This window comes from Solirhodobacter sp. (genome assembly GCF_964715405.1).
This window is the reverse complement of sequence record NZ_CBAICG010000022.1, coordinates 1-12,864: the sequence shown is the minus strand read 5'-3', so window position 1 is coordinate 12,864 and position 12,864 is coordinate 1. Positions and strand designations below refer to the sequence as shown.

At 67.4% G+C, this 12,864-nt stretch carries 14 protein-coding genes and 1 tRNA gene; 7 read left to right on the top strand and 8 right to left on the bottom strand.

Features of this window, described 5'->3' with window-relative positions:
• Window position 1: 1 nt before the first annotated feature.
• The 3 genes from AC11WY_RS11305 to AC11WY_RS11295 all read right to left on the bottom strand — a co-directional run bounded on the left by AC11WY_RS11305 (window position 2) and on the right by AC11WY_RS11295 (window position 3,042).
• Entirely contained in the window at window positions 2–970 is a 969-nt protein-coding gene (locus tag AC11WY_RS11305) for a hypothetical protein (protein ID WP_482925457.1), read from the bottom strand.
• A gap of 264 nt (window positions 971–1,234) precedes the next feature.
• Complete coding sequence (glnA, locus tag AC11WY_RS11300) at window positions 1,235–2,641, bottom strand: type I glutamate--ammonia ligase (RefSeq protein WP_482925455.1); 1,407 nt, start codon at window positions 2,639–2,641, stop codon at window positions 1,235–1,237.
• A gap of 62 nt (window positions 2,642–2,703) precedes the next feature.
• Window positions 2,704–3,042 (bottom strand): P-II family nitrogen regulator, encoded by a 339-nt coding sequence (locus AC11WY_RS11295; RefSeq protein WP_482925453.1) that lies wholly within the window; start codon window positions 3,040–3,042, stop codon window positions 2,704–2,706.
• A gap of 175 nt (window positions 3,043–3,217) precedes the next feature.
• Here AC11WY_RS11295 and AC11WY_RS11290 point away from each other — a divergent pair, with 175 nt between their 5' ends.
• Complete coding sequence (locus AC11WY_RS11290; protein ID WP_482925451.1) at window positions 3,218–4,855, top strand: NAD(P)H-hydrate dehydratase; 1,638 nt, start codon at window positions 3,218–3,220, stop codon at window positions 4,853–4,855.
• Here AC11WY_RS11290 and AC11WY_RS11285 read toward each other — a convergent pair.
• A complete protein-coding gene (locus AC11WY_RS11285) occupies window positions 4,807–5,292 on the bottom strand; it encodes a Hint domain-containing protein (RefSeq protein WP_482925449.1) in 486 nt (161 codons plus the stop codon). The genes AC11WY_RS11290 and AC11WY_RS11285 overlap by 49 nt on opposite strands.
• A 182-nt stretch (window positions 5,293–5,474) precedes the next feature.
• Between AC11WY_RS11285 and AC11WY_RS11280 the strand changes: the two genes are divergently transcribed.
• Window positions 5,475–5,559, top strand: a tRNA-Leu gene (locus AC11WY_RS11280).
• Between the two features lie 21 nt (window positions 5,560–5,580).
• Window positions 5,581–6,915 carry a trigger factor gene (gene tig / locus AC11WY_RS11275; protein ID WP_482925447.1) on the top strand — a complete coding sequence of 445 codons (1,335 nt, stop codon included), beginning with the start codon at window positions 5,581–5,583 and terminating at the stop codon, window positions 6,913–6,915.
• A 54-nt stretch (window positions 6,916–6,969) separates the two neighbouring features.
• On the opposite strand, the gene AC11WY_RS11270 is transcribed toward tig, so the two are convergent.
• From AC11WY_RS11270 to rpsF, 4 genes are all read right to left on the bottom strand, one after another.
• On the bottom strand, window positions 6,970–7,926 hold the full coding sequence (locus AC11WY_RS11270; RefSeq protein ID WP_482925445.1) for a DMT family transporter: 957 nt from the start codon (window positions 7,924–7,926) through the stop codon (window positions 6,970–6,972).
• Window positions 7,927–8,067: 141 nt separating this feature from the next.
• Window positions 8,068–8,652, bottom strand: a complete 585-nt coding sequence (gene rplI / locus AC11WY_RS11265) for a 50S ribosomal protein L9 (protein WP_482925443.1) — start codon at window positions 8,650–8,652, stop codon at window positions 8,068–8,070.
• A gap of 12 nt (window positions 8,653–8,664) precedes the next feature.
• Window positions 8,665–8,892: a 30S ribosomal protein S18 gene (rpsR, locus tag AC11WY_RS11260; RefSeq protein ID WP_482925441.1), complete on the bottom strand. Its 228-nt coding sequence runs from the start codon at window positions 8,890–8,892 to the stop codon at window positions 8,665–8,667.
• 24 nt (window positions 8,893–8,916) lie between these two features.
• Entirely contained in the window at window positions 8,917–9,411 is a 495-nt protein-coding gene (rpsF, locus tag AC11WY_RS11255) for a 30S ribosomal protein S6 (protein WP_482925439.1), read from the bottom strand.
• 353 nt (window positions 9,412–9,764) lie between these two features.
• On the opposite strand from rpsF, the gene fabD reads away from it, so the two are divergent.
• The 4 genes from fabD (at window position 9,765) to AC11WY_RS11235 (ending at window position 12,573) form a co-directional block, all read left to right on the top strand.
• The gene (gene fabD / locus AC11WY_RS11250) at window positions 9,765–10,697 is read left to right on the top strand and encodes an ACP S-malonyltransferase (RefSeq protein ID WP_482925437.1); all 933 of its coding nucleotides are present in this window, start codon (window positions 9,765–9,767) and stop codon (window positions 10,695–10,697) included.
• A gap of 159 nt (window positions 10,698–10,856) precedes the next feature.
• Complete coding sequence (locus AC11WY_RS11245; RefSeq protein WP_482925435.1) at window positions 10,857–11,288, top strand: hypothetical protein; 432 nt, start codon at window positions 10,857–10,859, stop codon at window positions 11,286–11,288.
• 104 nt (window positions 11,289–11,392) lie between these two features.
• Window positions 11,393–12,130 (top strand): 3-oxoacyl-ACP reductase FabG, encoded by a 738-nt coding sequence (gene fabG, locus AC11WY_RS11240; RefSeq protein WP_482925433.1) that lies wholly within the window; start codon window positions 11,393–11,395, stop codon window positions 12,128–12,130.
• 209 nt (window positions 12,131–12,339) lie between these two features.
• Window positions 12,340–12,573 (top strand): acyl carrier protein, encoded by a 234-nt coding sequence (locus AC11WY_RS11235; RefSeq protein ID WP_482925431.1) that lies wholly within the window; start codon window positions 12,340–12,342, stop codon window positions 12,571–12,573.
• Window positions 12,574–12,864 lie beyond the last annotated feature (291 nt).

Below are 12,864 nucleotides of genomic sequence, written 5' to 3'. Positions count from 1 at the left end.
GTCAGGCGCCGATGTGGAAGTAACCGCGGAGGAAGGCGTGGGTGATCGCGAACACCGCGCCGGTCAGCGCCATGACGCGGGCCGTGGTGCGCGAGTCCTCGCGCCCGAGCACGCTGTAGGTCATCAGCGCCGCGCCGATCGGCGGGGCCACGATCATCAACGTCGTGTTCAGGCTGTAAAGCGTGATGCGGCGGACCAGCGGTTCCTTCTTGCGGCGTTCGCCTTCCGGTTCCGGCGGGTAGAGCGCATCGCGGATGCGCGCCATGTCGGGGGGCGAGGGCTTGCGCTGATCGGGCATCGGCATGACCGCGGCGGCCACCACGAGGGCATAGTCCGGCACGACCGGGCGTTCCGTCACGCGGGTCGCGTGCAGGGTGTCGTGGGGGCGGATTTCGGCGGCCAGCCGGTCCAGCAGGCGGGCGACCGGCGGTTCGCCGAAGCGGTCGATCATCCGCGGCGTCGGGGTCGAGGCGAAGATGTTGGCATTTTCGCTGTCGACCGCGTCCTCGGCCTCGGCCAGCGGGGTCGAGATCGCGGCGTCCACCAGGCTGTCGAAGGTGTCGGCGGTAAAGACGCCGGGGGTTTCGGTCCACAGGATCAGGTCGGCGGAATTGCGGGTCTGGATGCGCTCGATCACCGACATGCACAACTCGCGGGCGTTGTCGGCGATGGGTTGCGGCATCCAGTTGCGCCCGCTCGGGCCGACCGCCAGCACCAGGGCTGCGGCATAGGCCGCGGGTTCGCCCAGTTGATGCACGGCCTCGCTGACCAGGTCGCAGTAGCCCAGCACGACCCGGCTGCCGTCGATGTCGAAAACCACGAAGTCGTCATTGTCCCAGCGCAGGTCGAAGCGGTCATGCTGACTTTCGCGCAGCGCGCGTTCGAGATTGTCCACATAGCGGACGAAGTTGAAGACCGGACGTTCGACATACAAAAGCGAAACACTCGTACTTGTGCCTTTGGTCGCCATGACGGACTCCTCAAACCAAGCTACGCGTTAAGCTATGATTGAGGAATGTGCTCCCATTGGGGGCGCATTGTGGAAAATTCCCGCACAATTGCGGCAACACTATAGCCCGCAGGTTGCGTTGCGCCGCATGTCGGCGAGTGTTCGGCGAGAGGTGCGGTTCGGGCTGCGGTTCGGGGTACGGTTTCCCGCCGCAAGACGATCCCGCGCCAATGCAAAGGGCGCGCCAGGTGGCGCGCCCCTCGTCCGAACCGGGAGTGAGCCCGGTCAGCAGCTGTAATACATCTGGTACTCGATCGGGTGCGGCGTGTGTTCGTAGGCGTAGACCTCTTCCCACTTCAGCGCCATGTAGCCTTCAAGCTGGTCCTTGGTGAACACGTCGCCGGCCAGCAGGAAGTCGTGATCGGCCTCCAGTTCGGTCAGCGCCTCGCGGAGCGAACCGCAGACGGTCGGGATCGCGGCCAGTTCTTCCGGCGGCAGGTCATAAAGATCCTTGTCGGAGGCCGGGCCGGGGTCGATCTTGTTCTTGATGCCGTCCAGACCGGCCATCAGCAGCGCCGCGAAGGCGAGGTAGGGGTTCGCCGCCGGATCGGGGAAGCGGGCCTCGACGCGCTTGGCCTTGGGCGATTCCGTCCACGGAATCCGGACGCAGCCAGAGCGGTTGCGGGCCGAGTAGGCGCGCAGCACCGGGGCTTCGAAGCCGGGGATCAGGCGCTTGTAGCTGTTGGTCGCGGGGTTGGTGATCGCGTTCAGCGCCTTGGCGTGCTTGAGGATGCCGCCGATGAAGTAAAGCGCCTCCTGGCTGAGGTCGGCATACTTGTCGCCCGCGAAAAGCGGCTTGCCGTCCTTCCAGATCGACATGTTGACGTGCATCCCCGAGCCGTTGTCACCCTTCATCGGCTTGGGCATGAAGGTGACGGTCTTGCCGTAGGCATGCGCCACGTTGTGGATGACGTATTTGTACTTCTGCATGTTGTCGGCCTGCTCGGTGAGCTTGCCGAAGATCATGCCGAGTTCGTGCTGGCAGGTCGCGACCTCGTGGTGGTGCTTGTCGACCTTCATCCCCATGCGCTTCATGGTGGACAGCATCTCGCCGCGCAGATCCTGCGCCTCGTCGACCGGGTTGACCGGGAAGTAGCCGCCCTTGTGGCCCGCGCGGTGCGCCAGGTTGCCCGAGTCGAATTCGGCATCGGTGTTCCAGGCCGCCGCCTCGGCGTCGATCTCGTAGCCCACCTTGCGCGGCGTGACCGCGTAGCGCACGTCGTCGAAGATGAAGAATTCGGCTTCCGGCCCGCAATAGAACGTGTCGCCGATGCCCGAGGATTTCAGGTAGGCTTCGGCCTTCTGCGCAGTCGAGCGCGGGTCGCGGCTGTAGGGCTCGTTGGTGTCGGGCTCGACGACGTTGCAATGGATGCACAGCGTCTTTTCCGCGTAGAACGGGTCCATGTAGGCCGATGAGGTATCCGGCATCAGCTTCATGTCGGACTGGTCGATCGACTTCCAGCCCGCGATCGACGAGCCGTCGAACATGAAGCCCTCGTCGATGAAATCCTCGTCCACGAGGTCGGCGCAGACGGTGACGTGCTGCAGCTTGCCGCGCGGGTCGGTGAAGCGGATGTCGACATATTCGACCTCCTCGTCCTTCAGGATCTTCAGAACCTTATCCTTGCTCATGTCGCCATGATCCCTTCTGTTGAGCGTAATTCCGGCCCGGCGCCAAGGCGCGGGCGCGTCTGTCAGATTGCTTCGTCGCCCGATTCGCCGGTGCGGATGCGGATCGCCTGTTCGCAGGGGTAGACGAAGATCTTGCCGTCGCCGATCTTTTCGGTGCGGGCGGCGCCGATGATGGCCGCGATCGCGCCTTCGACCTGATCATCGGCGAGGATCACCTCGATCTTCACCTTGGGCAGGAAATCCACCACATATTCGGCGCCGCGGTAAAGCTCGGTATGGCCCTTCTGGCGCCCGAAGCCCTTGACCTCGATCACTGAAAGGCCCTGAATGCCGGCCTCCTGCAAGGCTTCCTTCACCTCGTCGAGCTTGAAGGGCTTGATGATCGCCTCGATTTTCTTCATCGCCGCCGACTCTCCGCTGAAGCACTGTCCGACTGTGACTGACCACTTCCGCGCGGGAGGGACAATTGGATAGGCTGGACGAAGCGCGCGGAGCCGGGGGATTCTGGCGGTGGCGATCAAAATCCATGCAAGCCGCCTATTTCTTGGGCGGATTGCGAATCCGGAGGGGCCGACGATGACCGAACTTCTGACATCTGCCCAAATGCGCGCCATCGAACAGGCGGCAATCGCCGCGGGGGCGGTGACCGGGCGGGAGTTGATGGAACGCGCGGGCCAGGGGGTGGTGGCGGCGATTTTCGCCGAATGGCCGGAGCTTGGGGCAAGCCGCGGGGGCGCTGCCCCCGCACCCCCGGGATATTTGCCGACCGAAAGTGAGGGGGCGCGGCGCGCGGTGGTGCTGTGCGGGCCGGGCAACAACGGTGGCGACGGGTTCGTGGTGGCGCGGTTGCTGCGCGCGTTCGGCTGGGCGGTCAAGGTGGTGGCGCTTGGCCCGACGCTGACGCCCGATGCCGCCGCGATGCGGGCCAGGTGGGCGGCGATGGGTCCGGTTGGCACGACCGCGGCGTTCGACTGGCGCGATCTCGACGGCGGACCGCTGGTGGTCGATGCGATGTTCGGCACCGGGCTTGCCCGCGCGATCGCGCCGGGGGTCTGGGGGCTGCTGGAGATGGCGGTCGCGCGCGGCTGCCGGATCGTGGCGGTCGACATCCTCTCGGGGCTCTGCGCCGACAGCGGGCGGGTGCGGGCTGACGGCGGGTTCATCGAGCGGGCGGCGGACCTGACGGTGACGTTCGAGCGCGCGAAGCTCGGGCATGTCCTGGACGAAGGGGCGCGGCTGTCGGGGCGGCTGCGGGTAGTGCCGATCGGGCTTGCCGCGCAGATGGACGCCATGCTGCGCGCCGATGGCGATGCGGTGGTGGAAGAGACGCGGCCGGATGACGCGCAGGTGAAGCCGCAGGGCCACAAATACGCCCACGGCCACGCGCTGGTGCTGGCGGGCGCGCCCGGCCACGGCGGCGCCGGGCGGCTGGCGGCACGCGGGGCCTTGCGGATCGGGGCCGGGCTGGTGACGCTGGGGTGCCCGGCGGAGGCGGTGGCGGAGAACGCGGCGCGGCTGGATGCGGTGATGCTGCGGCCGGTCGAGGATGCGGCGGCGCTGGCGGCGGTGCTGGCGGACCGGCGGATCAACGCGCTCGGCCTCGGGCCGGGGCTGGGGGTCGCGCGGGCGGCGGCGATGCTGCCGGTGGCGCTGGCCTCGGGGGGGCGGGCGCTGGTGCTGGATGCGGATGCGTTGACGGCGCTGGCGGCGGATGCGGGGCTGTTCGCGCAGGTCCACGGCAAGTGTGTGCTGACGCCGCACGGGGGCGAATTCGCGCGATTGTTTCCGGATCTTGCGGCGAAGCTCGCGGCCCCGCCAACCAGCGGCCCGGCTTATTCCAAGGTGGACGCGACCCGCGAGGCGGCGGCGCGGGCGGGCTGCGTGGTGCTTTACAAGGGGGCGGATACGGTGATCGCCGACCCTTCGGGGCGGTGCAGCGTCAACGCGGCGGCCTACGATCGCGCGGCGCCCTGGCTGGCGACGGCGGGGGCGGGCGATGTGCTGGCGGGGTTCATCGCCGGGCTGCTGGCGCGCGGCTTTGCGCCGATGCAGGCGGCGGAAACCGCAGCCTGGCTGCATGTGGAGTGTGCGCTGAGCTTCGGGCCGGGGCTGATTGCCGAGGACCTGCCGGAGCAACTGCCCGCGGTGTTCCGGGTGCTGGCGGCTCAGGCCCTGGCGAACGCCGGGCAGCCAAGCTCCACCCCGTCGGCGTAGACGATTTCGTCGCGGTCGAATTCCAGCGTGATCACCTGCGCGGTGACCAGCGTCACGACGCGGACATAGTGGCCATCGGCCAGCCGCGACACCGGCACCATCGCCTGGGGCGCGCCGAACAGCGCCTTGGCGCGCCAGTCGCGCACCAGCACCGGCTGGTCGGCACCGATCATGAGGTCGCGCCCCGGCCGGTCGTGGCCGAGCGATCCGGCGCTGAGGCGGGCGACGCGGGCGTTGCGGATCGTGCGAGCGGTGATGCGGCACAGGGTGCGTGCGCCGGCGCGGGTGATGATGCGGTCGCCGGGGTTGAGAAACTCCACCGGTATCTCGCCGGCGAGGGTCAGCACCTGCGTTCCGGCAAGAAGCCCGGTGCAGGGGGCGACCGCCGCCTCATCCAGCATCGGCACGACGGAAGCGGGGATTGTGGGTTTCGACATCGGCCTGCCTCATCTTCAACCTGCCTTTTCTTTTTTCCATCAAAATACGGCAACAATGCGTTAACGGCGAGCTTTTTCGGGGCTTCTTTTTTCCCTCGCATCCCGCCTGTGGCTTTGTTAGAACAGCGCGGATTTCGGGACGGCCCTGCCGGGAAGGTTCGGCGGGGCTGTCTTTGCTTCATGCGGGTGTGGCGAAATTGGCAGACGCACCAGATTTAGGTTCTGGCGCCGCGAGGCGTGGGGGTTCAAGTCCCTTCACCCGCACCAGAGAGAAAAAAGGACGTGAAGATGCAGGTCACCGAGACCCTGAAGGACGGTCTGAAACGCGGCTACACCATCACGGTGACGGCGGCGGAACTGGACGCCAAGGTGCTGGAAAAGCTGGTCGAGGCGCAGCCCGACATCGAGATCAAGGGCTTTCGCAAGGGCAAGGTGCCGATGCCGATCCTGCGCAAGCAGTTCGGCCCGCGCATTCTGGGCGACGCGATGCAGGAAGCCATCGACGGCGCGATGAAGGAGCACTTCGAGGCCACCGGCGACCGCCCGGCCTTGCAGCCCGACGTGAAGATGCAGAACGGCGAAACCTGGGCCGAGGGTCAGGACGTCGTGGTCGCGATGACCTACGAGGCGCTGCCCGCGATCCCCGAGATCGACCCGTCGCAGGTTGCGGTGGACAAGCTGGTGGTCAAGGCCGACGACGCCGCGGTGGACGAGGCGCTGGCCGAACTGGCCAAGTCGTCGCAGGACTTCGTCGCGCGGGGCGAGGGCGAAGTCTCGCAGTCGGGCGACCAGGTGGTGATCGACTTCCTGGGTTCGGTCGACGGCGTGCCGTTCGAGGGCGGCGCGGCGGACGACTATCCGCTGGTGCTGGGCTCGGGCTCGTTCATTCCGGGCTTCGAGGAGCAGTTGATCGGCGTTGCGGCGGGCGCCGCGATCGAGGTGCAGGTGACCTTCCCGGCCGAGTACCAGGCCGCGCATCTGGCCGGCAAGGACGCGCTTTTTGCCTGCACGATGAAAGAGGTGAAGGCGCCGGTCGCCGCCGAGGTCAATGACGAACTGGCCAAGAAGTATGGCGCCGAAAGCCTGGCCGACCTGCGCACGCAGATCGCCGAGCGGCTGGAGGCCGAATACAATGGCGCCGCCCGCGCGGTGCTGAAGCGCTCGCTGCTGGACCAGCTTGACAAGATGGTGTCGTTCGAACTGCCGGAAACCCTGGTCGACGCCGAGGCGAACCAGATCGCCCACCAGCTTTGGCACGAGGAGCACCCCGAGGAGCATGGCCACAACCATGACGCCATCGCGGTGAGCGACGAGCACAAGACGCTGGCCGTGCGCCGGGTCCGTCTGGGCCTGCTGCTGGCCGAGATGGGCCGCAAGCACGAGATCCAGGTGACCGACGCCGAGATGACGCAGGCGGTGCTGGCGCAGGCACGGCAGTATCCGGGGCAGGAGCGCGCGTTCTTCGAATTCGTGCAGAAGAACCCGCAGATGCAGCAACAACTGCGCGCGCCGATCTTCGAGGACAAGGTGGTGGACCATATCGTGTCCGGCGCCAACGTGACCGAGAAGCACGTGTCGAAGGACGATCTGAAGGTCGCCGTGGACGCGCTGGACGAGATGTAAGGCGCGGCGGTTCGCCGGGAATTCGGGAAGGGGCCGCCGCGTGGCGGCCCTTTTTCATGGCGGCGCCGGGCCGTCCCCCGCCCGCACCGCCTCGCGCCACAGCACATAGAGCCCCGCCGCCACGATCACCGCGATGCCGAGCCAGCCCACGGTGTCGGGCCAGTCGCCCCAGAACAGCCAACCGTTCAGCACGCCCCAGATCATCGCGGAATACTCGAAGGGCGTGACGACATGGGCCTCGCCGATGCGGTAGGCCTGGGTCAGCAGCGTCAGCCCCGCGGCGGCGATCACGCCGCAGGCCATCATCAGGGCGGCGTCGGGCAGGGTCGGCATCACCCAGGCGCGGGTGAGGAAGGCGAGGCTGGGCGTCGCGTCGGTGTCGAAGCGGCCGGAGCCGAAGACGGCGGCCATCACCACCGCCCCGCCAAGGAACACCGCGTTACCCCAGAACGCCAGCGCCGGGGCGGTTTCGGTGCTGCCAAGGCGGCGCGCGGTGACCATCGAGACGGCGTAGGCCATGCCCGACACCACCGGCAGCAGCGCGGCCCAGTCGAACAGGCTCGACCCGGGGCGCACCATGATGATGACGCCGACAAAGCCGGTCAGCACGCCGACCCAGCGGCGAAAGCCCGTACCTTCGTGCAGGGCGAGCGCCGAGAGGAGGGTGATGAACAGCGGCGCCGAGAAGTAGAGCGCGACCGCCGTGGCCATCGGCAGCCCTGCGAGGCCGAGGTAATAGGCGGTATAGGCGACGAACATGATCACGCCGCGCCCCAGCATCCGGCGCAGGCCGGGGGTGACAAGGGTGCCGAGCCCGCCGTCGCGGTGCACGAGGATCAGCAGCAGGGGCGCGGTGACGAGGGCGCGCAGCGTCATCGCCTCGGACAGCGGGTAGCCGCCGCTGAGCAGCTTCAGGATCACGTCCTGGCCCGAGAAGACGGCGATGCCGATGCACAAAAGCAGGATGCCGCGCGAGTTGGCGCTGGTCGCGGGCGGGGCGGTGGCGGTCATGCGGGCGGCCTTCGGCGGTGTCTGCTGCGACCCTAGCTGCGCGCGCCCGCGGCGGCTGCGCCGTTCCCGACATGGGGCAGGGATTGAAAAGGCCGCACCGGTTGCCCGGTGCGGCCCTGGTCTTTGTTTCTGGAGAAGGGCTTAGCGGCCCATGTCCTCGCCGTCCACGTTCGCGGCGCCCATTTCGTCGAAGAGTTCGGCGATTTCGAACTCGGCGGCGGCTTCGGCTTCGGCCGCCAGTTCCTGGATCGACTTGCCCGCGGCCTGAAGTTCGGCCTCTTGCGGCGAACGGGCGACGTTGAGCCTGATCGTCACGGTCACTTCAGGGTGCAGCACGACCGAGACCGGGTGAATGCCCAGATCCTTGATCGGCCGGTCGAGCACGATCTGCGCGCGGTTCACGGTGAAACCGCCCGCCGCCGCGGCCTCGGCCGCGTCACGGGTGGTGACCGAGCCGTAGAGCACGCCGGCGTCGGAGGCCGAGCGAATCACGACGAACACCTGACCGTCGAGCGTGCCGGCGAAGCCTTCCGCCTCTTTCCGGGTCTCGAGGTTATGCGCTTCGAGCTGGGTCTTGCGGTGCTCGAACGACTTGATGTTGGACTCGTTGGCGCGCAGGGCCTTGCCTTGCGGCAGCAGGTAGTTGCGGGCGTAGCCGTCCTTGACGTTGACGACTTCGCCCATCTGGCCAAGCTTGGCCACGCGCTGGAGCAGGATGACTTGCATGTGGGTCTCTCCTTACTTCACGGCATAGGGCAGCAGGGCGAGGAAGCGGGCGCGCTTGATGGCGCGGGCCAGTTCGCGTTGCTTCTTGGCCGAGACGGCGGTGATGCGCGACGGCACGATCTTGCCACGCTCGGAGATGTAGCGTTGCAGCAGGCGCACGTCCTTGTAGTCGATCTTCGGCGCGTTGTCGCCGGAGAACGGGCAGACCTTGCGACGACGGAAAAACGGTTTGGTAGCCATGATGTATCCTTTCCTCGTGCCTGATCAGCGCCGGCGATCGCCGCCGAAGCTTGGGCGGTCACCGCCAAAGCTGGGCCGCTCGCCACCAAAGCTGGGGCGGTCGCCACGGTCGCCGCCAAAGCTCGGACGGTCGCCACGATCCGGGCGGTCGCCACGGTCGCCACGGTCGGGCCGGTCGCCACGCTCGGAGCGTTCGTCACGCTTCTGCATCTGGACCGAGGGGCCTTCCTCGTGGGCGTCGACCTTGATGGTCAGCACGCGCATGACATCGTCATGCAGGCGGGCCAGACGCTCCATCTCCTGCACCGCCGCCGCAGGGGCGTCGGACTTGATGTAGGCGTAGTGGCCCTTGCGGTTCTTGTTGATCTTGTAGGCCATCGTCTTGACGCCCCAGTACTCGAACTCGACGACCTTGCCGCCGTTGTCCGCGAGAACCGTGGAGAAGTGTTCGATGAGGCCTTCGGCCTGCGCGCTGGACAAGTCCTGGCGCGCGATGAGGACATGCTCGTAAAGCGGCATGCGGGCTCCGTTCGTGTCGGGCGGCTTCATAGGAAACGGGCCTTGCGCCTTCCGCGGCCCGTCCACGAGAGGCATCGCCGGTTCATGGGTATTGCGGAAGGATGCGGGCTTATAGGGGAGGGTGCGCAGGGATGCAAGCGGGGATGGCGCGCGCGGCGGCGGGCGCCGGGGGCTTCGCGCCCCCGGACTCCTGCGGGATACTTGGGGACCGAAAGAGGAAAGTGCACGCTTTGCGTGGTTCTTTCGGTCTGCAAGTATCCCGGGGTTCGGGGCGGAGCCCCGAAGCTCAACGCGCGCGGATTGCCTCGGGGAGGCGCGCGCGCTATGCGAGGGAAAACAGAGGGACAGACGATATGAGCCGGGCATTCGTATTTCCGGGCCAGGGCGCCCAGACGATCGGCATGGGGCGCGCGCTGGCGCGGGCCTATCCGGCGGCGCAGGCGGTGTTTGACGAGGTGGATGAGGCGCTGGGCGAGCCGCTTTCGGCGCTGATCTGGGACGGCACGATCGAGGAGCTGACGCTGACCGCCAACGCGCAGCCCGCGCTGATGGCGACCTCGATCGCGGTGATGCGGGCGCTGGAAGCGGAGGGCATCGGCATCGAGAGCGCGACGTTCGTGGCCGGGCATTCGCTGGGGGAATATTCCGCGCTCTGCGCGGCGGGGGCGCTGACGCTGGCGGATACGGCGCGGCTCTTGCGGGTGCGGGGCCGGGCGATGCAGGACGCGGTGCCGGTCGGCGTTGGGGCGATGGCGGCGCTGCTGGGGCTCGACTTCGCCACGGCGGTCGAGGTGGCGCATGAGGCGGCGCAGGGTCAGGTGTGCCAGGCGGCCAATGACAACGATCCGGGCCAGGTGGTGGTGTCGGGCCATCGCGAGGCGGTGGAGCGGGCGCTGGAGATCGCGAAGGCGCGGGGCGCCAAGCGGGCGATCCTGCTGCCGGTGAGTGCGCCGTTTCACTGCGCGCTGATGCAGCCCGCGGCGGCGGTGATGGCCGAGGCGCTGGCGGGCGTGGCGATCGAGCGCCCGGTGGTGCCGCTGGTCGCCAATGTGCGCGCCGAGGCGGTGAGCAATCCGGCGCTGATCCGCGATCTGCTGGTCGAGCAGATCACCGGGTCGGTGCGCTGGCGCGAGTCGGTGCTGTGGATGGCGGGCGCGGGGGTCAGCGAGATCTGGGAGATCGGTGCGGGCAAGGCGCTGTCGGGCATGGTGAGGCGGATCGTCAAGGATGTGGCGACGCGGGCGGTGGGCTCGCCGGAGGATGTGGCGGCGGCGGTGGCGGGGTAGCAGGGCGATCCGGGCTTTCGGTGCAGCCGCCCCGCAACGTCGGCTGCCAAAGTCAGGGCAAGGGTCAGCGACAGCGGGCGGGCTGGGCATGCGGGAATTGACCCCGGCCCTTCGTCGCGTGCACGAGCAGAACCGGGCAACGTGTTGCAGGTTGCGGGAATGCGGCACGATGTCATCAACGGCAGGAACGGGTTTACAAAAAACCGATCCCGGGTGCATGTTCGTGCATCTTTAGCGTGTGTGTTTTGGGAGGTCATCGACATGAGCGTCGAGGCAAAGGATCTTGTCGGCAACTGGGTCACCGAAGGAACCCAGTCAGGCTGGAGTTCGAATCCCACCGGACCTTCGGGAGGTTGGCGGGGCACGATGGTGCTGAGGGCCAATGGAACCAGCAGCATGGTGTTCACGGACGGCAATATCGCGCCGAGCCGCAATGGCGACTGGAGCCTCAGCGGGACGCAATTCTCGATCATCGATGCTTTTGGCACAAGCTGGACGGGGTATGTGAGTTCCGCCTCGGCAATCGGCGGTGACTATGACGCCGGGCCTGCAGGTGCCGCCGGCGGAACCTGGCGTGCGCGGAAGCTCTGAGGCAGGCGATCCCGACGCGGTGCCGCCTGCTGCGGCGCGTTCGGTGGTTGGCAGCGCATCTGTGAGGCTCTAATCAGATCGGAGGGCTTTGCAAGGGGAACACCATGTTCGATCTGACGGGGAAATCGGCGCTGGTGACGGGCGCCTCGGGCGGGATCGGCGGCGCGATCGCGCGGGCGCTGCACGCGCAGGGGGCCACGGTGGCGCTATCGGGGACGCGGCGCGCGCCGCTGGAGGCGTTGGCGGCGGAGCTGGGGGAGCGGGCGCATGTGCTGACCTGCGATCTGTCGGATGCGGCCTCGGTCGAGGCGCTGCCGAAGGCGGCGGTGGCGGCGATGGGGGCGGTCGACATTCTGGTCAACAACGCGGGGATCACGCGCGACCAGTTGTTCATGCGGATGTCGGATGACGACTGGGCGCAGGTGATCGAGGTCAACCTGACCTCGACCTTCCGGCTGTGCCGGGGCGTGGTGCGCGGCATGATGAAGGCGCGCTGGGGGCGGATCGTCAACATCTCGTCGATCGTCGGGGCGACGGGCAATCCGGGGCAGGCCAACTATGCCGCCGCCAAGGCGGGCCTGGTGGGGATGTCGAAGTCGCTGGCCTACGAGGTGGCGAGCCGGGGCATCACGGTGAACTGCGTGGCGCCGGGGTTCATCGCCACCGCGATGACCGACAAGCTGAACGACGAGCAGAAGGGTAAGATCCTGATCCAGATCCCGGCCGGGCGGATGGGCACGGGCGACGAGATCGCGGCGGCGGTGCTCTATCTCGCCAGCGCCGAGGCTGCTTACGTGACGGGGGCCACGCTGCATGTGAACGGCGGCATGACGATGATCTGACGCGCGGCACTGGAGGCCGGGCCGAAAGCGTTTGCCTTGCGCAGAGAACATGCTATAGGCGGCGCAGATTGGACCGGGGGGCGGAAGCGCCGCGCGGTTTGCTTGCGCAAGCAGGACCAACGACCCTGCCACGGGCAGGGGTGAGCCGCTCGAACGAGCACGGGACAGTACGAAACGGGACACCTCCCGAAACTTCATGAGGAACTGACATGAGCGACATCGCGAGCCGGGTGAAGAAGATCGTCGTCGAACACCTGGGTGTGGAAGAGGACAAAGTGACCGAGAACGCGTCGTTCATCGACGATCTTGGCGCCGACAGCCTTGATACGGTCGAGCTGGTGATGGCTTTCGAGGAAGAATTCGGGATCGAGATTCCGGATGACGCCGCCGAAACGATCCAGACCTTCGGCGATGCGGTGAAATTCATCACCGAAGCCTCCTGAGCGCGGGACCGCTGCGGACGGACAGGACGGCGCCCTTCGCGGGGCGCCGTTTTTCGTTTGCGCGGGGGCTCCTTGCTCTGCGCGGTTTCGTGCGATCATATGCGATAGCACCAGAGGTCGCGAACGATGAGCAAATTCAACCTGAAGGCTTATCCCCCTGACTCCGGAGCCACAACATGTGGTGCGAGGGCTTGCGGCAGGCGTCGCGTTTCCGTATTGTTCTCACATGCCCGCCCGCTGGAAATCTGATCGCCCAATGTCGCGCCAGGCTTTCGAGGCGCGCTTTCCCGA

Coding starts and splice junctions, on each gene's coding strand:
- tig (WP_482925447.1), top strand. CDS start 5,581: ATGCAGGTCACCGAGACCCTGAAGGACGGTCTGAAACGCGGCTACACC.
- AC11WY_RS11285 (WP_482925449.1), bottom strand. CDS start 5,292: ATGTCGAAACCCACAATCCCCGCTTCCGTCGTGCCGATGCTGGATGAG.
- AC11WY_RS11235 (WP_482925431.1), top strand. CDS start 12,340: ATGAGCGACATCGCGAGCCGGGTGAAGAAGATCGTCGTCGAACACCTG.
- AC11WY_RS11270 (WP_482925445.1), bottom strand. CDS start 7,926: ATGACCGCCACCGCCCCGCCCGCGACCAGCGCCAACTCGCGCGGCATC.
- AC11WY_RS11305 (WP_482925457.1), bottom strand. CDS start 970: ATGGCGACCAAAGGCACAAGTACGAGTGTTTCGCTTTTGTATGTCGAA.
- glnA (WP_482925455.1), bottom strand. CDS start 2,641: ATGAGCAAGGATAAGGTTCTGAAGATCCTGAAGGACGAGGAGGTCGAA.
- rplI (WP_482925443.1), bottom strand. CDS start 8,652: ATGCAAGTCATCCTGCTCCAGCGCGTGGCCAAGCTTGGCCAGATGGGC.
- fabG (WP_482925433.1), top strand. CDS start 11,393: ATGTTCGATCTGACGGGGAAATCGGCGCTGGTGACGGGCGCCTCGGGC.
- rpsR (WP_482925441.1), bottom strand. CDS start 8,892: ATGGCTACCAAACCGTTTTTCCGTCGTCGCAAGGTCTGCCCGTTCTCC.
- AC11WY_RS11245 (WP_482925435.1), top strand. CDS start 10,857: ATGCGGCACGATGTCATCAACGGCAGGAACGGGTTTACAAAAAACCGA.
- AC11WY_RS11290 (WP_482925451.1), top strand. CDS start 3,218: ATGACCGAACTTCTGACATCTGCCCAAATGCGCGCCATCGAACAGGCG.
- AC11WY_RS11295 (WP_482925453.1), bottom strand. CDS start 3,042: ATGAAGAAAATCGAGGCGATCATCAAGCCCTTCAAGCTCGACGAGGTG.
- fabD (WP_482925437.1), top strand. CDS start 9,765: ATGAGCCGGGCATTCGTATTTCCGGGCCAGGGCGCCCAGACGATCGGC.
- rpsF (WP_482925439.1), bottom strand. CDS start 9,411: ATGCCGCTTTACGAGCATGTCCTCATCGCGCGCCAGGACTTGTCCAGC.